The following is a 25204-nucleotide window of genomic DNA, read 5'->3' as shown; positions in this document are numbered from 1 at the left end:
GCGACCTCTTCGAGGATCCACGTCTGACCAGGCGTCGTATCGTTTATCCGGCTGTCAGCTCGCTTAGGCCCATAGCGAACCGAGCTTAAGTGCGGATACCAAGGGTCTTTCGTGCGGCGGCGAGCGCGGCTCTGCCGCCCTCCTCCACGTTGCCGACGACCTCCTCGGCCACCTGCTCGATGGCAGCGCCGACGCCCTCTACAGCGGCCGCCGCCTTTCGCCCCAGCCCGATCTGATTTGCATGCGAGCGACGCCGCTCACTGTAGCCCGGTGCCACCATCGGGTAATCGGCCTTGAAGTTGAAGCGCGCACGGTACTCGGCGGCCGTGAGCCCGTGGCTGGCGAGATGGCGTTTCAGGCTGGCGTACGGCTTGCCGTCAATCATGCTGATGATGCGGTTCGGATCGGCGAGGGACTTGCGCACGGACACCGCCGGCACGTTCTCAACCGCGGACGCGACGTCCTTGGCTGGGGCAGGACTGGACAAGCCCGACACAGCCTCGTGCATCGAGGTCAGAGAAGCGAGCACTTCAGCCGAGCCTGCACGCGTGTGCGGATTGGTGAGCCATGCGGTCGTCAACTCCGCGGCCAAGGCAATCGTATCGGCGTGCGCGTCCGCGCTTCGCTCAGAGGATGTGGTGGTCATCCCCGCGCTCTAGCGAGCGCGCATTTTTGGTTGTCCAGTGATCGAGCTGCTCGGGTCACACTCGCTGTTCAGTTCTGGGCTACCGAGACGAGTTCAGGTGTGAAGTAGCTCCAGTCAATCATCCATTTCCCAGCCGCATCTGCCAGCTTGGCCCGTCATTGTTCTCACGTGCCAGGAGCGGAGCGGACGTGTCGTTCGACCGTTTCGATCCGCTGAGCCGAGACGGAGAAGATGATGACGTTGCGCAGCGTGGCACAAGCGTATTTCGCCCAACGCGATGACATCGCTGATCTGACGACCCGCCGACCGGTGCCCAGCGCAGACCTCGCGCAGGTCGACCCGTTCCTCTTCCTCAACCATCACGGCCCGCAGACCTATCCGCCGGGCAACAACGGTCTGCCGTTCGGTCCGCATCCGCATCGCGGGTTCGAGACGGTGACCTTCATCCTGACCGGCAATCTAGCGCATCACGACACCGGCGGCCACCAGAGCGTGATCGAGGCCGGCGGCGTGCAGTGGATGACCGCCGGGTCGGGGCTGATCCACGCAGAGGTGTCGCCGCCGTCTTTCAAGCGTCAGGGCGGCTCTTTGGAGATCCTCCAGCTCTGGGTGAACCTGCCGGCACGGCTGAAGATGACGCAGCCGGCCTATACCGGTGTCCAGGCGGATGAGATCCCGGCAATTACCCTCGCCGAGGGCAGCGGCACGCTGCGGCTGGTGTCCGGCGCCTACGAGGGCGTCACAGGACCTATCCGGTCGCTGACGGACGTGTTCATGTCCACCGTGCATCTGGCATCAGGCGCGAACGTGAAGCTGCCAGCACCACCGGTTCGTAGCGTATTCCTCTACGTAGTTTCCGGCACGATCGCGGTCGCGGGAATCCCGGTCGATCAGTGGCACCTTGTGACGCTCAACGATGACGGAGCGGCGGTCGGGATCGAAGCGATGTCCGAGGCTACGCTGCTGTTCGGCCACGCCGATCCCATCAGGGAGCCGGTGATAGCGCATGGACCGTTCGTGATGAACACGCGGGAAGAGATTAGTGAAGCCGTACGCGACTATCAGGCCGGCCGGTTCAACGGCACCGGACCGCTGGTCGGCGTAGGCGGGTAAGGACGACGGCACGCGCATGAAGGTCGCCACCTACAACGTGAACGGGGTGAACGGCCGCCTGCCCGTGCTGCTGCGATGGCTTGAGGAGGAGGAGCCGGACGTCGTCTGCCTGCAGGAGCTGAAGGCGCCGCAGGAGAAGTTTCCCGAGACCGCCATCCGGGACCTTGGCTACGATGCGGTCTGGCACGGTCAGAAAAGCTGGAACGGCGTCGCCATCCTCAGCCGGGTCGGCGAGATCCTCGAGACGAGACGCGGACTGCCGGACGATCCCGACCCCACGCAGAGCCGCTACATCGAGGCTGCGGTGAACGGCGTCATCATCGGCGGGCTCTACCTGCCGAACGGCAACCCGCGGCCCGGTCCCAAGTTCGATTACAAGCTTGCGTGGTTCGAGAAGCTGATCGAGCACGCGGCGACCCTGCTCGCGAGCGGGCTGCCGGTCGTTCTCGCCGGTGACTTCAACGTCATGCCGACGGACGCTGACGTCTACAAACCGGAGCGCTGGGCCAACGACGCCCTCTTCGCCCCTGAGGTGAGAGCTCTGTACGCACGCCTGATCGACCAGGGCTGGACGGACTCGCTCCGTACGCTCCACCCGGACGAGACGATCTACACGTTCTGGGACTATTTTCGGAATGCGTACGGCCGGGATGCGGGTCTCCGGATCGACCATCTGCTGCTCAGCCCGTCGCTCGCCGAGCGGCTGGAAGACGCGCAGGTCGACAGGCATGTTCGTGGCTGGGAGAAGACCAGCGATCATGCGCCGACATGGATACGGCTTGCAGCAGAGAAGCCGACGAGAAGGCGGAGCCGTACAAAGCGAAGGCCGGCCGCGCCTCAGTGACGGAGCGCCGTGTAGATGCGGGCGACATCATCCACAAAGCCGCCGCCTACCACCGTCTTGCACTCCGCTTTCAGCAAACAACTGAAGCGGCGAGCACGTGCCGTGCTGCATAGCGGAGCCCGAAGGCTCAATGCGGCGTTGGCAGCAGGATGATCGGGAGACTTGAACAAGGAAAAGACACCAGGGCTGCCGTTCGCGCGGCCATGACCGACGCGCTCGCATCGTTCGACCAGCGGGGCCCGATTGTTGTGCTCAGCCACTTCGATGCCGACGGCCTTGGCGCCGCTGCCATCCTGACACGCGCCCTTCGCCAAGCGGGTTGGGCTGCGCAACCGATGATAATCGGCAAGACAGGCTCTCCATGGGAGGCCCTCACTCGTGGCCGCCTTGCGGCACTCGAGCCGGCTGGACTGATCGTGACAGACCTGGGCACCCGAGCCGAGCCGGTGCTTCCAGGATGCCCGACCCTGATTATCGATCACCACGTGCCGACAGGTGAGCCCGAGGGAGCCGTGACGATCAGCGGCAACGGGCTTGACCCAGAGCCGACGTCGGCGCTGCTGGCGTGGTGGGCGGCTGGTGCTCTTGGCGACCAGACAGATCTGCTATGGCTCGCGACGGTGGGGCTCATCGGGGACATGGCCGACGAGCACGGCTTTCCTGAGCTAGCCGAAGCGCAAGCCCGCTGGGGCAAGACTGCGCTGCGGGACGCGACATCCCTCATCAACGCGCCGCGCCGCACCGCTCTTGCCGACGCTGCGCCGGCGCTGCGCCTCCTGCTGGACGCCGACGGGCCCAAGCGGATCACCAAGGGTGAAGATGCCGACGCGGAGGCGCTGCGTGCAGCCAAGGCAGAGGTTCGCGTCGCGATGGACGAGGGCAAGCGTGTTCCTCCGCTCGTCGTGGGGGACGTAGCGTTGATCCGCCTCGACTCACGCTGCCAGATTCACCCACTGATCGCGCAGCAGTGGCGCGGCCGCCTCAAGGACAAGATCGTGATCGCCGCCAACAGCGGGTACCGAGCAGGGTGGGTGCATTTCGCGGCACGGTCGGCGAGCGGCCGCGACCTGATCGCCTTCTTGGCCGAGCACCGTCCCGTCGGCGCTGACGGACGATATGGCAACGGCCATACCCAGGCTACCGGTGGCGCGCTGCCGGTCGCGAGCTGGAACGAGTTCATCGCAGGCCTTGGCCTGCCGCAGGCAGGCATCGAAGCATAAGCAACACCGCCGGAACCGTCCTGCGCGCTCCCCACAAAATCGGCAAAACCTGACACTCTCGAGCAGAAGCGCAAAGCGTTACCAGATAAGCCCACTTACCGGATTAACTAATGAGGGTAGGCTGTTTGTGGCATGGCTTGCCTGCTTGCCATCTCAAGCAGCAGCGCGCCCTGCGACGGTCGAGATAGCCATCCTCGTGCCGACGCACGAGTGACACGACGCTCCTTCACAACCAGGTAGGCCACCCTGCCCTCCTGTGAATCCACCAGACGCCCCCCCCCCCCCGGCAGGTGCGCTTGACCCATACCTCAAGAGGACCTCGGCTGAGCGGACCCAAGACCGGTTACTTAGCGCTACATAATCGCTTCCCGAAAGCGGACGTCCGTTCATCGGTTCGCGAACAGGTCCACCACGCTTGCCGGCGCGTCCGGCCCAAAGAAGCGTGCGAGGTTGCTCGCACTGAGATGCGCGACCGGGTGGCTGCGCGCGAACAGCTGCACCTCATAGGTGGCGAGGGCAGCTTCATGGTCACCAGGATGGCTTATCAAGGCGCGCGCGAGTTCCGCGCCATCGAACATGGCCAGGTTGGCGCCCTCGCCAGCGAAAGGTGACATGAGGTGGGCTGCGTCGCCGAGCAATGTCACCCCTGGCACCCGCCGCCACTTCAGCGACGGGGGCAGCGCATAGATGGGGCGGATGATAGGCACGCCGTCGCTTTCGGCGATGAGCGCGCGAAGTGAAGGCGCCCACCCGTCAAAGAGAGCCGCCACGCGTTCGGTCGCGATCAGCGCGTCCGCGGTTGCAAAAGCCTCGGGCCGGTTCACCGCGACGTAGGTGTGAATGCTGCCGTCGGCGTTACGATGGGCCAGGATCCCCTGGCCGGGTGCAACCGCCATCAGCGTACCCGACCCGATCACTGCCGCAGCAACATGCGCGCGCGGGTCGTCGGGAGCGAGGTGCAGCTCGATAAAGCTGGTGCCGGTAAAAAAGGGTCTAGCATTGGTGAGGAGCGGGCGTACCCGCGACCAGGCGCCGTCCGCGCCGATCAACAGCGTCGTCTCGATCGTCGAGCCGTTCGCGAACGCCACTGCGTGACGACCGCCCCCCATCGTACGGACCGAAGAGACCTTATGCCCCCACCGCACGACCTCCGGTGACAGGGCGTCCAGCAGCATCCGGCGTAGCTCGCCGCGATCGACCTCCGGCCGGACCGAGGCAGGATTGGCCGGACGGTCGAGCAGCAACGTGGCTTGGAAGTCCACGACCCGTTTCGCATCTTCGCCAGGCCGCACCAGCGCCAGGAACGCGTCGTGAAGGCCTAACTCGTACAGCGCTCGCTGCCCGCTCTGCTCCTGAAGATCGAGCAGACCGCCCTGCGTGCGCCCATCAGCCGACGCCTCCCCTTCGTACACGGCGACCTCGATCCCGTGTCGATGCAACATGCCGGCAAGCACCAGGCCGCCGAGCCCTGCGCCGATGATGGTGACGTCTTTTCGCATGTGTACGCGCTCCTTGGTCCCGCGGGCGTACCCGCATCGACATCAGTGGAGCCGCTAGCCGGTTGTTGACCGGCGTGTGCGCGAGGGTGGTCGCAACCACACCGTCGTTTTCCGCAGCAGTCCGCGTTTAGAACAGTCTTTTCGATCGCACAACAGTGCCTGTTTGGCGGGCAGGACCCATTTGCGGTCATTCAGGAGGCTCCAACCGCTCTCCAACTCCGGTCAATCGTTCATCACGTGGGAGCTGCCCGAAATGCCGTTTTGTGGCGGCTGCCATGCTGAGGCGCGCAGCGCAGCTGTCCAAGCTTCATCCTGCCGTCGATCAACAAACACGCCATTTTAAACCTTTGCGTTGCAATTGAGGTTGACGGAAACGCGCTCCGTTGAGAGCGCCAAAGCGGAGTGATGGATCGTGACGAAGCTCTCCGGCTTCTCGCGCCGACTTTTGCGCGACCGGCGTGGCAACGTCCTGCTGATCGGCGCGGCGAGCATGTTGCCACTCCTCGGCATGTTGGGAGGTGCCTTCGATATGGCGCGTGCCTACCTCGTTCGCACTCGGCTGCAACAAGCGTGCGACGCCGCGGTGCTCGCCGGTCGGCTTGGTATGGGGGCTGAGGCTTGGAGCAGTGTAGCTCAGAAAAAGGCCGACCGCTACTTCCAGTCAAACTTCCGCACTGGCCAGTATGGCTCGACGGGGTCACGTATCATCTACGAGCCGCGGGGCATTTCGACCGTGCACGCCACCGCTTCGGCCAGCGTTCCCATGCTAATCATGAAGGTGTTCGGCTTCGGCGCGATAGATCTGCAGGCGAGCTGCGAGGCGCAGATGGAGTTGCCAAATGCCGACATCATGTTCGTGCTCGACACGACGCTGTCGATGGCGGAATCCAACCCCGGCGACTCGATCAGCCGCATCGCGGCGCTTCGCTCGTCGGTGCAGAATTTTTATACGGTTCTGCAGAAGGCCAAGGGCAGCGAGACGCGGCTGCGCTACGGCTTCGTGCCGTATGCCTCCACTGTTAACGTGGGAACGTTGCTCAAGCCAGACTGGCTCGTAAGCCGCTGGACCTATCAGTCGCGCGTCGCAAAAGAGGTAGAGAGTGTTCCTAGAACGGGCTCAGAGTTCAAGGAGGAGCCGACTGGACCATGGGCGTACGTCAGCGGCAGCAAGGACACGACAACATACACCATCCCGGCTGAGCGTTGCACTGTCACATCCGAGCAGAACTACAAACCATACGATGAAAACCGTGTGAACAATCCTGACGGCACCGCGACGTGGACAGCTGTTCAGATAATCAACAACATCGATCGAAGCGCTCGTCTAAGTGGAGGCACCTGCACGGTGACCGAAGTGAGATACAAGGATTACGTGCAAAAGCAGCCATGGAGAAGGTACAAGAATCCAGATGCCGGCGCCGTCACCTACGACAATCGCTACTGGTGGGACTACACACCCGTGGAATACGCGCTTGCGAGCCTGCGCAACGCTGATGGGCTTGGTGCTGTCTCAGGTGGTGAGTTCACGGCGCAGGTCGCCAACAATCATCAGATGCGCACGATCAGCTGGACCCGCAGCAACGCCTGCATCGAGGAACGCCAGTCGTCGCTGAACCATGACGCGATGAAGGCCGACCCGGGCTTCGACCTTGACGTCGACACGGTCCCGATCGTGGGCGATCCCAAGACACAATGGCGCCCCGCCCTGCCGGGGCTGGTCTACTCGCGCAAACAGTGGAATGCGAACGACATCCGCGACGACCGCTGGGGTGCGCCGACGACGGTGCTGCACAGCTATGACAATTACATCACGCCGAGCAGCGACACCGCCGTCCGAGCCGCCTGCCCGACCTACGCGCGCAAGTTGTCTGTGATCGATGCCACCACGCTAAGCAGCTATCTCGCCTCGCTCAAGCCGGCGGGTCTGACCTACCACGACGTCGGCTTCCTCTGGGGGCTACGCCTGCTCTCCGCGCAGGGCCTATTCGCGAGCGAGAATCAGGCGCCGCTCGGCAGCAAATTGGCGCGTCACCTGATCTTCATGACGGACGGTCAGACCGAGACCCACGTCGCCGATTATGATGCCTATGGCCTCTCCGCGCTGGACCGGCGGCGCACGCCGGCCACACGCCTGCCCACCGCGGGCGAGCAGAACAGCCTCGTCGAGCAGCGGCTCGGCAGCCTCTGCCTGGTCGCCAAGGCCAAGGGCGTCACCGTCTGGGTGATCGCCTTCGGCACCTCGCTCACACCGCTGCTGAGCGGCTGTGCGACACAGGGCCATGCCTTCGAGGCGAAGAATGCCGCCGAGCTGGAGGCAGCCTTCTCCGACATCGCCAAGCGCATCTCGCACCTGCGGCTGGTGCGCTGATGCGGCGGCTACTTCACGATCGCACCGCGGCAACCGCAATCGAGTTCGCACTCGCCGCGCCGGTGCTGCTGATCCTCGTAACCGGCGGGCTCGAGCTCGGTTATGACGCCTACGTCCGCACCGTGGTGGAAGGCGAGATGCAGCGCGCCAGCCGCAGCCGCACGCTGGAAACCGCTGGCGACGCGGCGCAGCGCGCCTTTATCGAAAACCGGGTGCGCGACACGGTGCACCAGCTCGCGCCCACCGCGAGCGTGACCTTCACGCGCCGCTCCTTCCGCGACTATGCCGAGGTCGACGCGCCCTTTGAGCCGTTCAACGACGTCAACGCCAACGGCGTCTGCGACGCGCACGAGACCTACCAGGACCTCAACAACAACGGCCGCTGGGACGAGCGCGGCGGCAACGACGAGAGCGACGGCAACGCGCGCGACGTCGTCGTCTACACCGCCACCGTCCACCATGCGCGGCTGATGCCGATCGCGATCAACCCGCTGCGGCGCGAGCGCCCGATCGTCGCCCGAACCGCCTTCCGCAACCAGCCCTATGACCAGCAGACCGCGGTGATCGAACGGAGCTGCCCGTGAGCAGCCATTCCGGTGCGGCGCAAGCGTTGCGCCGCGATCGCTCCGGGGTCGCCTTGGTCGAGCTCGCGCTCGCGCTGCCCTTGTTCCTGCTGATGATCATGGGCCTGGCCGAGCTGTGCCACTATGCTTTGATGAAACAGCGGCTCAGCCAGATTGCGTTGCAGGTCGCCGACAATGCCGGCCGACTGGGCAGCGTCGAGTTGGCCGGACCTCAACGGCTCACCGAGGCGCAGGTCAACGACGTGCTACTCGGCGGCACCGTCGCTGGCGAGGGGCTGGATTTCGCGCACCGCGGCCGCATCATCCTCTCCAGCCTGGAGCAGAATACCGACAAGGGACAGTGGATCCACTGGCAACGCTGCCGCGGCGGGCTGGACCATCGGTCCTCCTATGGGGTGGAGAACGCCGGGGCCGAGGGCACAAGCTTCCCCGGAATGGGGCCGAGCGACTCGCGCATCCTCGCCGACGCCGATCGCCCGGCCATGTTCGTGGAGGTGGCGTATCGGCACGAGCCGCTGACTTTCCTGAACCTGCTCTCCTCGCCGATGATCGTGGAGATCGCGGCGATGCCGGCGCGCGTCGAGCGCGACCTGACGAGGCTGGACAACGGCACGGACGTGAACGTGTCGCGTTGTGTATAGAGATTGCGGTCGTTGCGCCTGAAAAGCGTTGGTAAGAGGACCCAAAAGCGGTCATTCCCGGCGCCCTGCCCGGCTCCCAACTTCGGAGGCCTAGTAATCTCTGCAGCCGAGACGCATGACACGCCGCAAAGGCGTTGGCCTAGTCGGGTTTCGGCAGGAGAGCGGAACGGCCGCTTCTAGGATCTGAGATGCGACAGCTGCCGGCTACCGGATTTGAGCGGCGCGGCAGCTACCTACCCAAGTCTGTCCGTTGTATAGATGAGCGCTGCAACCTTGGCTTCAGAAGAACGTTTTCCGTAGGCTCTTCGGCATTGTTGGCTGACAAAGCCGCAGGTAGCTTGTCTAATTTCGCTAATAGGGCTTCGTGACTCGATGGATCAAGCACTCGGCGAAAGACGCTCAGGAGGCTAAGGGTCATATCTACCGACTTAACCACGAAGGGAAAATTACCCCTGTGTGGGTGCAAACGCCCTGCTAGTGACGAAGTGCCGAGAAGTGATCGCCTTCTATCGCGGGATGCTTCCGCCAAGCACGGCTTAGGCTGGCATCATCCGATTGCGCCAGTGCCTTAAACAGAACGGCTTAGCCTGTAGGCAGGCGACTACCGTGGACCATCTCCTCGATCCAGCCGACCAGCAGTCGACGATAGACACGCTGGTGACGCTGGTCGCGCATCGCGTGCGTGGCGCCTTGAATTATGCGGTGGCTGAACGAGTTCGCACGCCGGAACGCCGCCTGGATCGCGGTGATCGCGGTCGGCGGGATACGATCGTCGCGCTCCGACGCGACGACCAGCACATCACCTGCGAAGTCGGTGCAGGCGGAAAGCGCACGGTCCTGCTCAGGCGCGGGCGGGTGCTCGCGATAGGCACGCACCGCCGCCTTATCCAGCTTGGCCTTGGGCACGTCCCAGTCGCCGTCGGGATAAAGCGCGGGCACGCGCATCGCCAGCCAGCGCACCGGCCGCTCGCGAGTCAGCAGCATCGCGAGATAGCCCCCTTAGCTGGTGCCGATCACGCCGATCGCGGTCGGATCGATCCCTGGCTGCGCGGCGAGATAGTCGTAGGCGGCGATCACGTCATCGAGCCCGTCCTGCCGCGTCACGCGCTCCTTCTCGGCGTCGCTATCCGCGTGGCCGCGCAGGTCGAAGGTGAAGCACACACAGCCGAGCCGGGCCAGCTCCTCGGCGTCGCCCAGATCGTCCTCCTGGTCGCCGCCCCAGCCGCGGACGAAGAGGAAGCCGGGCACGGGCACTTCCGGACGCAGCAGCGTGCCAGCGACGCGCTGCCGGTCGACCGCGAGCGCGACGGCATCCTCCTCCACCTCACCCAGGTCGCTCACGCGTAGCGCACCGCATATTTGGTCATGGCCCCGACCGTGGGGTCGGTGCCGCGATAGTAAGTGATCGCACCGCTGGGCGGCGTGACGAGATCGTAGACTTCCACAGTGGAGCAGCGCACCCGGTCGGTGCCGGGCTCGGCGCGGAATGCCTCGAAGGCGGCGATCTCCGCGCCGCTCGCGCCGCCGACACGCCACGACTGCTCGAGCACGCCGGTGCGCCGCTCACCATTCGGCGCGACGCCCTCGATCACGTCATAGTTGCGGCGTGTCAGGATCAGCCCGGGGTAGCAGGCGTGCGCCGCCGCGTCGAACTGTGCCGCGCACTCCACCGCTCGCGCCAAGTGCGCGGGTAGGTCGAGCCTGCGTAGTGCTTTCAGCCCGCCACGCACCACGGTGAGGTCGGAGCCGCCGTACACCTCGCGCCCGTGATGGTCGTGAGTCAAGTTCTGGCTGCCCCAATAGCTGATCGTCGCGCCGCCAAGCTCGACCACGCCGACGCTGTAGGTGACCACGTCGGTGAGGTTCTGCTCAAGCACGATGCCGCAGTGCGCCAGCTCACCCTCACCCTCGAGCGCCAGCGCGGAAGCGCGGCAGCGTCGCGCACCACTTCCTGGCCGAGCCCCGCCTTGCCGCAGACGTCCTTGATCCGCACCGGGCCGTCGCGCAGCAGCCGCCGCCCCGCCTCGGCCGCGTCGGCGCGCGAGAACGCAGTATAGCCCAGCAGCGCCGCGTCGCCGAGCCGATGCGCCATCTCCTCCGACCAGTCGCGCGGCCGCGCGGCGTGCGCGCCGACCAGCCCGTGCGAGATTGCCTTCGTGCCGACGAAGAAGGCCGGCACCACGCCGCCAAGGATATCGCCGCGATCGAAGATGCCCGCCGCGGTCGCGTCCTCCTCGACCAGTGCATCGCCGGGGACCAGCATAGCGGTGGTAGAGGCTGCCGCGGCGGCGTCCATCGGCGGCAGCAGCGGCTGGTCGAGCAGTGCGGCGATGCGGTGCAGCAACACTGCGCGCGAGGCGCGGTCATGCACGTCACCTGAGGGCCGGGCATGATCGACCAAAGCTGCGACGCCGCTGGTCGGCCACGGCAGCGCGCCGGGTCTGAAAGGCAAGAACGCTGTGACGGCGGGGTGCTTCTGAGCCATAACCATCACCTTATATGATTTTGTCGCGCTAACGTCCGTGCAGGCTCCTAGTTCAACGGCAAACCTCTTTATTGCAGTCTGCACTAATCGAACCGTGAGCGTTACGATCAGCTCTGCTGTAGTATTTGAATTTACATTTGAGTTAGGGAGAGTGGATCGGCACGGGTCGGCGTGAGCCGGGGGTCAGCGTCGGACTGACATGAGAACCTCAGGCGAATTCAACCTCAACATGGAGTCAGTCGCGGGCGACGAAGCGGCCATCGATCCGGTGAAGACGGCGAGGGCTGTCGTGGGAAGCCGGATCGAGGAACCTGCTGCGGCACCGACCGGTAGCGCAGCCGATGGCATGATCCGGCGCAACATTGACACATCAATGGGCTATTGCAGCTCGCGGGTCGCGAGGCCCGACACGAGCGTAGCAAAGGCTCGCGTGCCAGCGGCGCTCGCGGTTCCGATCCGCTACGGAATGACAATAGTCTCTACATCGAAGGACGGCCGTCGCATGGGGGCCGCTAAGCGGCTAGCCAGCTATCTGCGCGGAGCGGAGGCACAGGCGCTGCTGGCATCATTTGGGTTCAATCGAGTACAATGGGACGATAGAGTCAGCACAGGGCGGCGAGCGGACGGTGGAGCGAATGGCTCCTCTCCCCTTGAGGCGGACGACCAGAAGCGGCCATTCAAGGGCTCCCACCCGCCTCCCAAGTCCGGCCGCTCGTTCACACCGGTGCCCGGTCTTCGGGGCGTACTGCAGAACGGTCGGCTGGCTGGCTTTGACAGGCAAGCGGAGAGGCGGATCCGAGGCGCGCAGATGACGTGACCCGCGCCAATCACGCAAATGGCTGGATGTCGCTCTATGACAGCCGAGCTCGCTAACGCTTTGGATTGTGACGATGCGCGGAACAATCCGCTCTGGATAGATCTTGCTTTGCACCAACCTGCGGCGACGCGTAGGCGGGTCCATGGACCAGGCACTGAGAGCCTACCGGCGAGCGCGCCGGAGCGGCGAGATCGTCACCACCAACTTGCTCGAGCTACTATCGCAAACGCCTGGCGCGATCCGGCTTCCGATGGATACGCCAAAGTTGGTGCGAAGGGTGGTTGAGCAGGACAAGAGCGTAGATCCCGCGCTCGCCTGGCTTCAGCCCGAGAGTTCACCACACAGAAACTAGGCCGGACAGCGCTCCTGGATCGGTCATGTGGTGGCGCCGACCCGGCTGATCGTGTAGACGGGCAGCGATGTTCAAGACGTTCAACGACCCGATGCAGCCTCGCCGACACAGCCCGATTGCTACCGCCAACTACGAATTCAAGCGCTCGCCGGCATCCGCCGGCATCCTGTCGATCAACCACGAGGAGCTCGCACGCCAGCTCGAGCTGGGCACCCGGCGCGGATAGGCACGCGATCACAAGGGACTGATCCATGAAGAAGTCCGAGATGCCCTTGCTCAAGGCCCGGCTGGATGCAGCCAATCGTCAGGCGGGCGCCGACGCCAAAGACCGTGAGGTCGAGCGTGACCCGATCCGTAGCGACGCAGAGGGCAAGCACACGGCCACGGGTATCGGGCCTGTGGATGGGCATCGTGACCCTGTTCCCGGCGGTCAGCCGGGCGAACGGTGAATGGCCTTTTTCGGCAGGATCAGCTGATCGCCTAGACCCATCTCCGGTCATTCACCGGCATTTTGATCTGCCCCGGAAGCGGACACTTGTTCATCGTGATCGGAGGCGGTGACGATGAACGGTCCGCTGCTATCCCTGATGCTTCATCGTCTAACTCGCAGCCCACCAAGCAGCAGTGCCAAACGCACTATCTCGTGGTGCCGATCACCGTCTGCCGTGCGTTGGAACGGTCACTCAGGAGCGGCGACACCATGACGATCAAGGCGGTATTATTCGACATCGACGGCACCCTCGTGGACAGCAACGACTACCACGTGGCGGCATGGCAGGCCGTCTTTGGCCAGATTGGCGCGACATTCGACGATCAGGTGGTCCATGACCAAATCGGCAAGGGCACCGACATGCTCGTGCCGACGCTACTACCCAACACCGGCGAGGCCGAGCAGGATAGGATAGGCGAGGAGCGCGGCCGGATCTTCAAGGCCAATTACCTGGAACAGGTGAAACCCTTCGTCGCCGCGAAGGAGTTGCTCGTCAGGGTCAAGGACAGCGGCCGGCAAGTCGTACTGGCGTCATCTGCATCCTCGGATGAACTCGCGCACTATCTCGGACTGCTGGATGCCCGGGAGATCGTCGGCGTCTCGACCACTTCGGATGACGTGGAGAAGACCAAGCCTGCGCCTGACATTTTTGCCACCGCGCTCAAGAAGCTGTCGCCGCTCAGTGCCAATGAGGTGATCGTCGTCGGTGACTCGCCCTACGACATCAAAGCGGCCGCCAAGTGCGGCATCGCCGCAGTGGGCGTCCGCTCGGGCAAGTTCAGCGACGAGACGCTGACGGACGCGGGAGCCGTGGCGCTGTACGACAACGTCGCCGCCCTGCTCGCTGACTTCGAGGCCTCGCCGCTGAACGGCTGAGGAGGCGCGCTGCACACGCCATTGGTGCAGCAACGACCTGCGCGATCATGGGCCGGTGAGACCCCATGATCGCTACGGATCAGTCTTCGGCGACGTCCGCGGCGCACGTCAGCCGTGGGGGCGCAGGACGACCTTTATGACGCCCTCCTTCTTGTCACGGAACTTCTCGTACATCGCGGGCGCGTCCTCGAGACTGGCCGGATGCGTGACGACGAAGCTTGGATCTATGTCGCCCGCTTCAATGCGTGCGAGCAAGGGTGCCGTGTAGCGCTGAACATGGGTCTGCCCGGTCTTGATGGTCAGGCCCTTGTTCATCATCGCCCCGATCGGGATCTTGTCGCCCATTCCGACGTACACGCCCGGGATCGACACGGTACCGCCCATCCGGCAGCTCATGATCGCCTCGCGCAGGACGTGCACGCGGTCAGTAGCGAGGAATGTCGCCGCCTTGACCTTGTCTAGAACGGAGTCAGCCGAGCCATGCGCTGAGGCCTCGCAGCCGACGGCATCGATGCAGCTGTCGGGTCCACGGCCTTTCGTGCGGAACTGCAGCTCGTCGTAGACGTCCTCGACCTGAGAGAAGTCGATCGTCTCTGCGCCGCCAGCCTCGGCCATCGCGAGGCGCTCGGGAACGTCGTCGATGGCGATCACCCGTCCGGCCCCCAGCATCAGTGCGGAGCGGATGGCGAACTGGCCGACCGGACCGCAGCCCCAAATGGCGACGGTGTCGCCGGGCTCAATCTGCGCGTTCTCGGCGGCCATGTACCCGGTCGGGAAGATGTCGGAGAGGAACAGCGCCTGCTCGTCGGTCACACTGTCGGGCACCTTGATCGGGCCAACGTCGGCCATGGGCACGCGCAGGTACTCGGCCTGACCGCCGCAGTAGCCGCCAAGCATGTGGCTGAAGCCGAACAGGCCGGCAGGCGAGTGGCCCATCGCCTTGATCGCCATCTCGGCATTGGGGTTGGTGCGCTCGCACGCCGAGAACAGACCCCTGCGGCAGAAGAAGCAGTCGCCGCAGCTGATGGTGAAGGGAACCACGACCCGATCACCGATCTTCAGGTTGGTCACCTCGGAGCCCAACGCGACCACGACGCCCATGTTCTCGTGACCGAGGATGTCGCCTGCCTCCATTGTCGGCTGATAGCCGTCGAGGAGATGAAGATCGGATCCGCAGATCGCGCAGGCCGTCACCTTGATGATGGCGTCGCGTGGATGCTGGATCTCGGGTTCAGGAACGGCGTCGACGCGTACGTCGCCTTTTCCATGCCAGCAGAGTGCGCGCATCGGAGATCTCCTTGTCGGGGGTTCGCATCACGGCTCGGCGATACGTTCGAAACGGCCAACGATCCTGCTTGCGTTTCAGGCCCGACCGATATGCCGCGAGCGCCTACAAGCACCGTAATTACAATCGCTTGGATCCTTGAGCCCAATGTCGCAGCCATTGCGTGGTCAATGTGGATGGAGAACACCCATGACTGACGCCAACGCACCGGGCGACGACCGCGGCTCGAACAACCACGAGCTCTATGACGATGCGGCGAAGAGGCCGTTCAATCCCGACGGCGGTGAGGACGAAGCCAGCGTCACCGAAGATGGCAATGACGGCGAACTGAACGACGATCAGAAGCCGCTGAACGCGACATCCCGGCCGAGTGGATCACAGAAGGACGAGAACAGATCGTCGAAAGCTGATCAGGATATTGCTTCGCAGGTCGATGCGGACGATCCCCACAAGACCGAGAAGCTCGCCCAAGCCGGTCGCAACATCGATGCGAACGAAGGAGCCGATTAACGGCCCGACCTGTCCAACCTTCTGCCTACTGATGTGAGCCCCTCTACTGAGAAGAGAACACCATGAGCACGAGCCTTAGTGCAAAATTCGACACGCGGCGTGAAGCGGGGATGACGGTCGAGCGACTGGTCCAGCAGTTCGAGATCGAACGAACGGACATCTTCATTGCGGCTGATGGGCCCTACAACACCGTCGGCGTCGAGGAGGCCGGATCGGACACCGAGGCCGGGGAGCCGACACGTCACCGTCGGGGAGCTGGCGGTCGACGATCATCGCGTCGATCGCGCTCTCGCGCATCGCGTCGGCCGCGCCGGCGAGCGTGGTGCGGTGGAGCGCCTGATGGCCGGCGACGGCGAGCTCGAGCAGGATCTCGGTCGCCGTGCCGGCGTCGTCCTCGAGGAGCAGGATCCGCGTCACGCGCATGGATGTGCGTCCGACCGGCGCGCTGAATCAACTGAATAGCAGTTCAGACTCTGAACCGGGATTTAGTCGACGGTACCCGCACCGCGCCGCTAGCAGGGAGCGGGGCGAAGGAACGGAAGTGATCGATGCGCCGTGTCGCGCCCGCAATGCTAGCTTGCCTCTTCCTGCCCGCGCTGGCATCGGCCGCGCCGGCGATGGCGCAGGCGGTCGCCGCACCGGCCGTCTCGCTCGATGCGCTCGCGCGCGATGTCGTCGCCAACAACCCTGAGCGGCAATATTACGAGCGCCAGATCGCCACCGCGCGGGTCGAGCAGCAGGTCGCGGGCCGCTGGGCCGATCCCGAGGCGGTGGTCGAGTTCGGCCAGCGCCGCGCGCAGGACGTGACCAGCGGCGCGCTCGCCGGCGAGGGCGTGACCTACGCGGTGTCGATAGTGCAGCCGATCGAGTTCGGCGGCCGCATCGCGCTGCGCCGCGCCATCGCCGAGCGCCAGCTCGGGTTCGCCGAGCTGGGCTTGCGCCAGTTCGACGCGACGCTGGCGGCGCGCGCGCGCTCGCTCGGCTACGGCCTGTTCGCCGCCGACGAAAAGGCCGCGGCGGCGCGCACGGTGGCTACGCGGATGCGCACGCTGACGCGCGTGATCGTGTCGCGCGATCCGGCCGGGCCCTCCCCCGTGCTTGAGGCGACCGCGCTGGAAGCCGGCGCGGTGACTGCCGAGCGCACCGCCGCCGCGGCCGACGCCGACGCCAATTCGATCCTGTACGAGCTCAACCAGCTGCGCGGTCAGCCCTTCGCAGCGCGGTTGCGGGTGGTGCGCCCCGACATGGGCCTTGACGCGTTGCCCGCCGGTCCGACGCTGGCCGCCGCGGCGGACGAGAACAACTTCGAGTTGCGCGCGCTCCGCGCCCAGCTCGAGCAGCAGGGGTTGCGAGTCGATCTCGCGCGCGAGGCGCGCGTGCCGGTGGTCAGCGTCGGCCCCTATTACGATCGCGCGCGCTCCGACATCCGCGAGACCAACTACGGCGTGCGGCTGTCGACCACGATCCCGCTGTGGAACCGCCAGGCCGGCGAGGTCGCCGCCGAGCAGGGGCGCCAGGCGCAAGCCAACGCCACGCTGATCAGCGCCGAGCGCCGCGTCACGCGCGACGTGTTCGACCGGTCAGCCCAATATGAGGCCAAGCGCGCGGCGCTGGCGCGCTGGGGCGATGAGGCGCCGCGCCGCTTCGCCGCCGCGGCCGCCGGCGCCGACCGCAACTATCGCCTCGGCGCGATCCCGCTGGCGACCTACACGCAGATGCAGCAGGCCTATGTCGACGCCACCACCGCGGTGCTCGACACGCGACGCGAGGCGATCGAGGCGCTGCTCCAGCTGCGGGCGCTCAACGGCGGCGACGCGCTGCCGCGATGAGCCGGCTGCTCCGCTGGGTGACCCACCACCGCCTCGCGGTCGCGCTGATCGGTGCGATCGTCGCCGCGCTGGGGCTGTGGTCGTTCGCCAGCCTGCAGATCGACGCCATCCCCGACATCACCGGTGTGCAGGTGCAGATCAACACCCAGGTGCCTGCGCTCGCGCCCGAGGAGATCGAGCGGCTGGTGACGCTGCCGCTCGAGCGCGCGATGGGCGGCCAGCCAGGCCTCGACCAGACGCGTTCGCTCACCAAGACCGGGCTCAGCCAGGTCACGCTGCTGTACAAGGACGGCACTGACCAGCTGCGCGCGCGCCAGCTCGTCACCGAGCGGCTCGCCGCGGTGCGCGACCAGCTGCCCGCGGGCAGCACGCCCCAGCTCGCGCCGATCACCACCGGGCTGGGCGAGATCTATTATTACGAGCTGGAGTGGCGCCGGCCGCCCGCCGGCATGTCGCCGCAGCAGCAGCTGATGGCGCTGTACGAGGCGCAGGAATATACCGTCCGGCCGATGCTGCGCTCGGTCGCGGGGGTCGCCGACGTCAACTCGAACGGCGGCCTCGAGCTCCAGTTCGTGGTCGAGCCCGACCCGCGCTGGCTGATGCTGCACGGCGTGACCGCCGCCGAGCTGGCCGAGGCGGTCGGGCGCAACGTCGAGAATGCGGGTGGCGGTGTGGTCAGCCGCGGGAGCGAGCGCTTCACCGTCCGCACCGACGCACGCGTGATGGATGCGACGCAGATCGGCTCGATCCCGGTCAAGTTCGCGGGCGGCGTGCTGCCGCTGCAGGTGCGCGACCTCGCCGACGTGGTAATCGGCGCCGCGCCGCGGCAGGGCGCGGCGACGCAGAACGGGCGCGAAACCGTGCTCGGCACGGTGATGATGCTGGTCGGGCAGAACAGCCGCCAGGTCGCGCTGCCGGTCGAGGACGCGCTGCCCGGCGTCCGCGCCGCGCTGCCGCGGGGCATGGTGATCGATCGCCAGTACAGCCGCGCCGACCTGGTCGACCGCACCATCCATACCGTCGAGCGCAACCTCGGCGAGGGTGCGCTGCTCGTCGCGCTGGTGCTGCTGGTGGTGATGGGCAATTGGCGCGCGGCGCTGATCGTGGCGTTTGTGATCCCGCTCGCCTTTCTTGTCACCGTCAGCGGGATGCACGCGATCGGCCTGTCGGGCAATCTGATGAGCCTGAGCGCGCTCGACTTCGGCCTGATCGTCGACGGCGCGATCGTCGTCGTCGAGAACAGCCTGCGCCTGCTCGCCGCCCGCCGTCGCGACAAGGGCGAGGATCTCACCGCGGAGGAGCGCCGCGAGACGGTGGCGCGCGCCGCGCGGACGGTGGCGCGGCCGACCTGTTTCGGGATCGCGATCATCGCCCTGGTCTACGTGCCCGTGCTCAGCCTCGGCGGGGTCGAGGGCAAGCTCTTCCAGCCGATGGCGCAGGCGGTGATGCTGGCGATCGTCGCCGGTATCGCTTGGACCTTCACCATCGTGCCGGCGCTGTCGGCCTGGCTGTTGCGCGCGCCCTCCCGCGATCATGGCGACGGGAACGCGACCGGGGTAATCGGCTATGCCCAGCGCGGCTATGCCCCGCTGCTCGAGCGAGCGCTGGCGCATCCGCTGCTGCTGGTGCTGGCCGCGCTGGCGCTGCTCGGCGGCACCGCGTTGGCGTTCCGCTCGCTCGGCTCGCAGTTCACGCCGCAGCTCGACGAGGGCGCGATCACGGCGATGGTGTACCGTCCGGTCGGTCTCTCGCTGGAGCAGAGTCTCGCGATCGAGCAGCGCACCGAGCGGGCGATCCGCCGCGCCTTCCCGCAGGTGACGCACACCTTCTCGCGCATCGGCACGAGCGAGGTGGCGACCGATCCGATGCCGCCCAACGAGAACGACCTCTACGTCTTCTATACGCCAGAGAAGAACTGGCCGCAGCGCGAGGGCAAGCCGCGCACGAAACAGGAGCTGATCGCCGGGATCGAGCGCGTTGCGCGGGGCGTCTACGCCGGCCAGAACTTCGACTTCGCGCAGCCGATCGAGATGCGCTTCAATGAGATGCTCGAGGGCGTCCGCGCCGACGTCTCGGTCAAACTCTACGGCGACGACTATGACGTGCTCGAGCGCGCCGCCGCCCGCGCCAAGGCCATTCTGGAGCGGCTGCCCGGCACCGAGGGGGTGGAGTTCGAGACCGCGGGCCGGCCGAAGACGATCGTGGTCGAGCTAGACCGCGCCGCGCTGCTGCGGCTCGGGCTCGGCACGCAGGAGGTCAACCGCGCGATCACCGACGCGATCGCGGGCGCCGAGGTCGGCTTCATCCCGCACGACGCCGCGCGCCACGCGATCGTGATCCGCATGAACGAGGCGCTGCGCGCCGACCCGGCGGCGATCCTGGCGCTGCCACTGCGCGTCGGCGAAGATGGTATGGTGCCGTTGTCGCGCGTGGCAAGGCTGCGCCAGACGCGCATGGTCGAGCCGATCCTGCACGACAACGGCAGTCGCCGCGCCGCGCTGATGGTCAATCTGTCCACCAGCGACCTCGAGGGCTATGTCACCCGCGCGCGCCGCGATCGACGGCAAGGTGGGGCTGCCGCCCGATTATCGCGTCGAGTTCGGCGGGCAATATCACCAGCTCGAGGCGGCGCGGCGCCGCCTCGCGATCGTGGTGCCCGCCGCGCTCGTGCTGATCTTCGCGCTGGTCTATGCCGCGCTCGGTAGCGTGCGCGAGGCCGCGATCGTCTATACCGGCATCCCGTTCGCGGTGACCGGCGGGGTGCTGGCGCTGTGGCTGCGCGGCATGCCCTTCTCGATCACCGCCGCGATCGGTTTCATCGCGCTGTCGGGCATCGCGATGCTCAACGGGTTGGTACTGATCGACCATATCAACTCGCTGCGCGACGGCCGCGAAGGCGAGCCGGTCGAGGTGGAGGAGGCGGTGCGGCGCGGCGCGCGCGACCGGCTGCGCCCCGTGCTCTCCACCGCGCTGGTCGCCTCGATCGGCTTCGTGCCGATGGCGATCGCGACCGGTGCCGGCGCCGAGGTGCAGCGGCCACTCGCGACCGTGGTGATCGGCGGTATCGTTACGTCGACGATCCTCACGTTGCTTCTGCTCCCGGGCCTGTATGCGTGGGTCGAGCGCCGCAGCGCGGCGCGAAGTAGCATCCGCTTTCCCATAATCTGTTCCCGATTGCTCTTCCTCGAAAATGCCCTTCAAGGATGGAGAAACGGGAATAATCACCCTGACTTAGAGGCCGGTTTCGGGGCCACAGATTGCCGGCTTGAACGTCCGGATCTGGGCGGTAACTGACGTCCCGCCGGATGACCGCCGCGGAGGTGGCCGCCGCCCCGATCACTGATTTGGAAGCGCCGGCTGTGGATTCGCATCATCAAACGGATCCACCATGCCCTCCGGCGGCTGCGGATTGCGGAAGGTGCCGATGTGCGTGCCGAGCCGCACCATTGTCCGTAACAACCGCAAACATTGCGACTCACTCCCCCGATGCAGCGGCCACCTCGCCGCGAAAGCGGAAGGTCCGCTCTCGAGATGTGGGCGGCCTTCTCTCTCTCTCTCTCTCTCTCTCTCTCTTTTTTATCCGTGACCGGTGTAGGTGGCGCAGGATCTCGGAGTCCGCAGCGAAAGGGCCAGCATGCGCCGGCACGCGCCTGGACCGGAGAAGTTCCAGAGCGCGAAAATATAAACATTCGTGTCCCAAGACATCCCGTTCGATCCCGTCGCCGTATCTCTCGGCGCTCGCGCGTGGGGACATGGCCCTCTCCTGTGAGCGTAGGGAGATGCCACTCATGAATGAAGACGATCTGGTCATCGACGCTCTCGAGGCACGCGCCCAGCGACGCCACGACCGCCGCGCCCTGTTCACCGCGGCGCTCGGCGCCGCCGCGGTTGGTTCCGCCTTCGCCTACTCGGATCCCGCCCTGGCGCAGTCCGCGGTGACCGACGCGGACGTGCTCAACTTCGCGCTCAACCTCGAATATCTCGAGGCGCAATTCTATTTGTATGCGGTCAACGGCACCGGGCTGCCCGCGACGCTGACCGGCAGCGGCAGCACCGCGGGCGGCACGGTGACGGGCGGCGCGCAGGTCGACTTCACGACCGATCCGGTCGTCGGCGCCTATGCGCGGGAGATCGCGGCGGACGAGCAGGCGCACGTCAACTTCCTGCGCACCGCGCTCGGCTCGGCGGCGGTGGCGATGCCCAACATCAACATCTCGGGCGCGGCCGACGGCCCGTTCACCGCGGCGGCGCGCGCGGCCGGCGTGGTCGATTCCACCAGCGGGGTGTTCAACCCCTATGCCGACCCGACCAGCTTCCTCCTCGGCGCGTACATCTTCGAGGACGTCGGGGTCACCGCCTACAAGGGCGCGGCGCCGCTGCTCAGCAACAAGACCTTCCTCGAGGCCGCGGCCGGGATCCTCGCGGTCGAGGCCTATCACGCCGCGATCGTCCGCACGACGCTCTACGCCAAGGGCGTGCCAGCGCTGGTCGAGGCGACCGAGAAGATCTCGGCGGCGCGCGACGCGCTCGACGGCAGCCCGACCGAGGATTTGATCCGCGGCATCGCGCCCAAGGACGATGCCGGCATCATGCCGAGCGGCAGCGGGGCGACGCTGACCTCGAACATCGCGCCGCTCAACGTCAACGGCCTGGCCTACAGCCGCAGCACCGGACAGGTGCTCAACATCGTCTACCTCAACGCCGCGACGACGACGATGGGCGGGTTCTTCCCCAACGGCGTCAACGGCAACATCCGATCGACCACGTGAGCGTGCGGCGGCTCCCCTGCCCCGTCCCTCCCTCGTCACAGGAACCACGCACATGATCGATCATCGCAACGCCCTCGACCTGCTCGCCGCCGCGGACACGCGCCGCGCGGCGCGGCGCCGCTTCCTCAAGGTGGCGGGCGGCGGCACGCTCGCGCTCGGCGGGATCAGCCTGCTGTCCGGCTGCTTCGACTCCGAGGACGACGACGCTCCCAACCCCACGCCGACGCCGACGCCGACCCCCGCCGCGGTGACCGACAGCGACATCCTCAACCTCGCGCTCAACCTCGAGTATCTCGAGGCGCAATACTATCTCTACGCCGTCAACGGCAGCGGCCTGGCGGCCAATCTGACCGCGAGCGGCACCGGCACCGCGGGCGGCAGCGTCACCGGCGGCGCCAAGGTGGACTTCTCGGGTGACGCGCTGGTCGGCGCCTATGCCCGCGAGATCGCGGCGGACGAGGCCGCGCACGTCGCCTTCCTGCGTGCCGCGCTCGGCTCCGCCGCGATCGCCATGCCCAACATCAACATCTCGGGCGATGCGAGCGGCGCCTTCACCGCGGCGGCGCGCGCGGCCGGCGTGATCGGCGCGAGCGACACGTTCAACCCCTATTCCTCGCCCGAGAACTTCCTGCTCGGCGCCTATCTGTTCGAGGACGTCGGGGTCACTGCCTACAAAGGCGCGGCGCCGCTGCTGTCGAGCAAGGTCTTTCTCGAGGCCGCCGCTGGCATCCTCGCGGCCGAGGCCTACCATGCCGGGCTGGTGCGCACCGTGCTCTACGCCAAGGGCATCGCCGCGCCGGCGCTGGTCACCGCGGCGGGGAAGATCTCGGACGCGCGCGACGCGCTCGACCAAGGCGGCGACACCGACCAGGGCCTCACCGGCACGGGCGGCGCGGCCAATCTCGTCCCCGCCGATGCCGACGCGATCGCCTACAGCCGCAACAGCCGCCAGGTGCACAACATCGTCTACCTCAACGCCACCGGCGCCAACCAGAACGGGGGCGGCTTCTTCCCCAACGGGACGAACAATCCCAACCCGACGCTGCGGGTGGGCCTGCCCTGATGCCGCGCGCGGTGCGCCGCGCGGCCGCCGCACGACGGGGATGACGACGACAGGGGAGGAGGCCGGCGCCTCCTCCCCGGTGATTCACGAGGGAGTGAGACATGAAGGTGATCGGATTGACCGCGGCGGCGCTGCTCGCCGCCTATGCGCTGCCCGCGACCGCGCAGGAGAGCGATGGCGGCTTCAGCGGCGTCTATGTCGGCGCGGCCGGCGGCTATGACGTCCAGCCCAACGACGGCGGCCGCTCGCGCGTGCTGTTCGACCGCAACCTCGACGGCCAATATGGCGACGTGGTGCGCACCGGCTCGGGCGCCGACGCCTTCGGCCCGGGCTTCTGCGGCGGCCAGGCCAGCAACCAGCTCAGCCCGGCCAACGGCGGTCGCTGCACCAACGACAAGGACGACTGGGCCTATTACGGCCGGGTCGGGTTCGACGCGCAGCGCGGCCGCGTCGTCGTCGGCGTGGTCGGCGAGTTCGGCACCACCAACATCACCGACGGGGTGAGCGCCTTCTCGAGCACGCCGGCGAGCTACGTCTTCAACCGCGGGATCGACTGGGAGGCGGGCGTGCGCGCGCGCGCCGGCTACACCCCCAACGACACCACCTTGTTCTACGGCACCTTCGGCCCGGGCTATGCGCGGATCGACCGCGCCTTCGGCTCCACCAACACCACCAACACGTTCGAGGGCAGCGGCAAGCGCAACCAGTTCGGCTTCCAAGGGGGCGGCGGCGTCGAGCAGCGGCTCGGCCGGCATTTCTCGATCGGGCTGGAGTACATCTACCACCAGTATCAGGACGACGATTATGTCGTCCGCGCCGCCGGGCCCGCGGGTACGCCCTTCACCAACGCCAACAACGGCGGCAGCGCGTCGGGCACCGACTTCATCCGCGGCGACGACAAGTTCCGCTGGCACTCTCTGCGCGCCACCGCCGCGTTCCGCTTCTGACCGGCAGCCCCATGCCGCCGCGCGACCCAGGCTCGCGGCGGCACGGGGCCAGCGGCCTCTCGCCGGCGATCAGACCTGGCGCATGCCTCCGTCGACGCACAGCTCGGCGCCGGTGACGAAGCTGGCGGCGTCGCTCAGCAGGAACAGCGCCGCGGCCGCGACCTCGTCGACGCGCGCCATGCGCCCGAGCGGGATCGGCGCGATCAGCGCCCGGCGCGTCTCGTCCGGTACCGCCGCCATCATGTCGGTGTCGGTCGGCCCCGGCGCGACGACGTTGACGCGGATGCCGCGCGGCGCGAGCTCGGCCGCCCAGCTGCGCGCGTAGGAGCGCAGCGCCGCCTTGGTCGCGGCATAGGTGCTGTACGGCGTCACCCCCATGGTCGCGGCGATCGAGCCGACCAGCACCACCGCGGCGCTGTCGCTCAGCACCGGCAGCGCCGCCTGCAAGCCGAACAAGGCGCCGCGCACGTTGACCGCGAAATGCCGGTCGACGTGCTCGACGGTCTCCTCCGCCAGCGTCGCCGGCTCGGACAGGCCGGCGTTGAGCACCAGCCCGTCGATCCGCCCGTGCCGGTGCTGCACCTCGGCGACGACGCGCGCGAGATCGGCCTGCGCCGCCGCGTCGGCGACGATCCCCTGCGCCGCCCCGCCAATCCCCGCGGCGGCCGCGGCGACCTCCTGCTCCTTGCGGCCGGTCAGCACCACGGTGGCGCCCTCCTCCGCCAGCGCGCGCGCGGTCGCGAGACCGATCCCCCGTGCGCCGCCGACCACCAGCGCGATCCTGCCTGCCATCCGCGTCATCGTCCGTTCTTCCTCGTCATGGAGGGCGGCGAGATATACGACACATATCTGCTATCAAGAACGCA

At 66.7% G+C, this 25204-nt stretch carries 22 protein-coding genes and 2 pseudogenes; 16 read left to right on the top strand and 8 right to left on the bottom strand.

Features of this window, described 5'->3' with window-relative positions:
* Nucleotides 1–85 precede the first annotated feature (85 nt).
* On the bottom strand, nt 86–646 hold the full coding sequence (locus FHY03_RS18070) for a MucR family transcriptional regulator (protein ID WP_183931925.1): 561 nt from the start codon (nt 644–646) through the stop codon (nt 86–88).
* A gap of 234 nt (nt 647–880) precedes the next feature.
* Here FHY03_RS18070 and FHY03_RS18065 point away from each other — a divergent pair, with 234 nt between their 5' ends.
* From FHY03_RS18065 to FHY03_RS18055, 3 genes are all read left to right on the top strand, one after another.
* Nucleotides 881–1759, top strand: coding sequence for a pirin family protein (locus FHY03_RS18065; protein ID WP_183931924.1), 879 nt, complete (start codon nt 881–883; stop codon nt 1757–1759).
* Between the two features lie 16 nt (nt 1760–1775).
* Nucleotides 1776–2603, top strand: coding sequence for an exodeoxyribonuclease III (gene xth / locus FHY03_RS18060; RefSeq protein ID WP_183931923.1), 828 nt, complete (start codon nt 1776–1778; stop codon nt 2601–2603).
* Between the two features lie 203 nt (nt 2604–2806).
* Complete coding sequence (locus FHY03_RS18055; RefSeq protein WP_183931922.1) at nt 2807–3823, top strand: DHH family phosphoesterase; 1017 nt, start codon at nt 2807–2809, stop codon at nt 3821–3823.
* A gap of 386 nt (nt 3824–4209) precedes the next feature.
* On the opposite strand, the gene FHY03_RS18050 is transcribed toward FHY03_RS18055, so the two are convergent.
* On the bottom strand, nt 4210–5322 hold the full coding sequence (locus tag FHY03_RS18050; protein WP_183931921.1) for an NAD(P)/FAD-dependent oxidoreductase: 1113 nt from the start codon (nt 5320–5322) through the stop codon (nt 4210–4212).
* Nucleotides 5323–5734: 412 nt separating this feature from the next.
* Here FHY03_RS18050 and FHY03_RS18045 point away from each other — a divergent pair, with 412 nt between their 5' ends.
* From FHY03_RS18045 to FHY03_RS18035, 3 genes are read left to right on the top strand one after another with little or no spacing between them, the layout of a single operon-like run.
* On the top strand, nt 5735–7690 hold the full coding sequence (locus FHY03_RS18045) for a TadE/TadG family type IV pilus assembly protein (protein WP_183931920.1): 1956 nt from the start codon (nt 5735–5737) through the stop codon (nt 7688–7690).
* Nucleotides 7690–8274 (top strand): TadE/TadG family type IV pilus assembly protein, encoded by a 585-nt coding sequence (locus tag FHY03_RS18040; RefSeq protein ID WP_183931919.1) that lies wholly within the window; start codon nt 7690–7692, stop codon nt 8272–8274. Before FHY03_RS18045 ends, FHY03_RS18040 begins: the two co-directional genes overlap by 1 nt.
* A gap of 53 nt (nt 8275–8327) precedes the next feature.
* A complete protein-coding gene (locus tag FHY03_RS18035) occupies nt 8328–8915 on the top strand; it encodes a TadE/TadG family type IV pilus assembly protein (RefSeq protein WP_183931918.1) in 588 nt (195 codons plus the stop codon).
* Between the two features lie 582 nt (nt 8916–9497).
* On the opposite strand, the gene FHY03_RS20780 is transcribed toward FHY03_RS18035, so the two are convergent.
* The 3 genes and pseudogenes from FHY03_RS20780 to FHY03_RS21185 all read right to left on the bottom strand — a co-directional run bounded on the left by FHY03_RS20780 (nt 9498) and on the right by FHY03_RS21185 (nt 11400).
* Nucleotides 9498–9899 (bottom strand): prolyl oligopeptidase family serine peptidase, encoded by a 402-nt coding sequence (locus FHY03_RS20780; RefSeq protein ID WP_221190329.1) that lies wholly within the window; start codon nt 9897–9899, stop codon nt 9498–9500.
* A 15-nt stretch (nt 9900–9914) separates the two neighbouring features.
* A complete protein-coding gene (locus FHY03_RS20775; RefSeq protein WP_221190328.1) occupies nt 9915–10256 on the bottom strand; it encodes a S9 family peptidase in 342 nt (113 codons plus the stop codon).
* A pseudogene (locus FHY03_RS21185) lies at nt 10253–11400 on the bottom strand (DUF3182 family protein). The gene FHY03_RS20775 and the pseudogene FHY03_RS21185 overlap by 4 nt, the downstream one beginning before the upstream one ends.
* Nucleotides 11401–11599: 199 nt before the next feature.
* Here FHY03_RS21185 and FHY03_RS21435 point away from each other — a divergent pair.
* The 4 genes from FHY03_RS21435 to FHY03_RS18000 all read left to right on the top strand — a co-directional run bounded on the left by FHY03_RS21435 (nt 11600) and on the right by FHY03_RS18000 (nt 13935).
* Complete coding sequence (locus tag FHY03_RS21435) at nt 11600–12217, top strand: substrate-binding domain-containing protein (RefSeq protein WP_183931915.1); 618 nt, start codon at nt 11600–11602, stop codon at nt 12215–12217.
* A 419-nt stretch (nt 12218–12636) separates the two neighbouring features.
* Nucleotides 12637–12795, top strand: coding sequence for a hypothetical protein (locus FHY03_RS18010; protein ID WP_183931914.1), 159 nt, complete (start codon nt 12637–12639; stop codon nt 12793–12795).
* 25 nt (nt 12796–12820) lie between these two features.
* Nucleotides 12821–13018 (top strand): hypothetical protein, encoded by a 198-nt coding sequence (locus tag FHY03_RS18005; protein ID WP_183931913.1) that lies wholly within the window; start codon nt 12821–12823, stop codon nt 13016–13018.
* 95 nt (nt 13019–13113) lie between these two features.
* Nucleotides 13114–13935 carry an HAD family hydrolase gene (locus FHY03_RS18000; RefSeq protein ID WP_311722314.1) on the top strand — a complete coding sequence of 274 codons (822 nt, stop codon included), beginning with the start codon at nt 13114–13116 and terminating at the stop codon, nt 13933–13935.
* Between the two features lie 108 nt (nt 13936–14043).
* Here FHY03_RS18000 and FHY03_RS17995 read toward each other — a convergent pair whose 3' ends face one another.
* Nucleotides 14044–15222 carry a zinc-dependent alcohol dehydrogenase gene (locus tag FHY03_RS17995; protein WP_183931911.1) on the bottom strand — a complete coding sequence of 393 codons (1179 nt, stop codon included), beginning with the start codon at nt 15220–15222 and terminating at the stop codon, nt 14044–14046.
* Between the two features lie 187 nt (nt 15223–15409).
* Here FHY03_RS17995 and FHY03_RS17990 point away from each other — a divergent pair, with 187 nt between their 5' ends.
* Nucleotides 15410–15730: a hypothetical protein gene (locus tag FHY03_RS17990; RefSeq protein WP_183931910.1), complete on the top strand. Its 321-nt coding sequence runs from the start codon at nt 15410–15412 to the stop codon at nt 15728–15730.
* 162 nt (nt 15731–15892) lie between these two features.
* Here FHY03_RS17990 and FHY03_RS17985 read toward each other — a convergent pair whose 3' ends face one another.
* Entirely contained in the window at nt 15893–16147 is a 255-nt protein-coding gene (locus tag FHY03_RS17985) for a response regulator transcription factor (protein ID WP_183931909.1), read from the bottom strand.
* A 152-nt stretch (nt 16148–16299) separates the two neighbouring features.
* On the opposite strand from FHY03_RS17985, the gene FHY03_RS17980 reads away from it, so the two are divergent.
* From FHY03_RS17980 to FHY03_RS17960, 5 genes and pseudogenes are all read left to right on the top strand, one after another.
* A complete protein-coding gene (locus FHY03_RS17980; protein WP_260159395.1) occupies nt 16300–17559 on the top strand; it encodes a TolC family protein in 1260 nt (419 codons plus the stop codon).
* A pseudogene (locus FHY03_RS17975) lies at nt 17556–20691 on the top strand (efflux RND transporter permease subunit); the annotation flags it as partial. The gene FHY03_RS17980 and the pseudogene FHY03_RS17975, both read left to right, overlap by 4 nt.
* Before the next feature lie 656 nt (nt 20692–21347).
* Nucleotides 21348–22328, top strand: coding sequence for a ferritin-like domain-containing protein (locus FHY03_RS17970; RefSeq protein WP_183931907.1), 981 nt, complete (start codon nt 21348–21350; stop codon nt 22326–22328).
* Between the two features lie 52 nt (nt 22329–22380).
* A complete protein-coding gene (locus FHY03_RS17965; RefSeq protein ID WP_183931906.1) occupies nt 22381–23391 on the top strand; it encodes a ferritin-like domain-containing protein in 1011 nt (336 codons plus the stop codon).
* Nucleotides 23392–23492: 101 nt separating this feature from the next.
* Entirely contained in the window at nt 23493–24338 is an 846-nt protein-coding gene (locus FHY03_RS17960; RefSeq protein ID WP_183931905.1) for an outer membrane protein, read from the top strand.
* 69 nt (nt 24339–24407) lie between these two features.
* On the opposite strand, the gene FHY03_RS17955 is transcribed toward FHY03_RS17960, so the two are convergent.
* Nucleotides 24408–25139, bottom strand: a complete 732-nt coding sequence (locus FHY03_RS17955; protein ID WP_183931904.1) for an SDR family NAD(P)-dependent oxidoreductase — start codon at nt 25137–25139, stop codon at nt 24408–24410.
* Between the last annotated feature and the right edge of the window lie 65 nt (nt 25140–25204).

It is taken from the genome of Sphingomonas sp. BK345 (genome assembly GCF_014193845.1).
In the GTDB taxonomy this organism is placed as follows: domain Bacteria; phylum Pseudomonadota; class Alphaproteobacteria; order Sphingomonadales; family Sphingomonadaceae; genus Sphingomonas.
The sequence above is the reverse complement of the archived record's forward strand: the minus strand, read 5'-3'. Positions and strand labels throughout refer to the sequence as shown.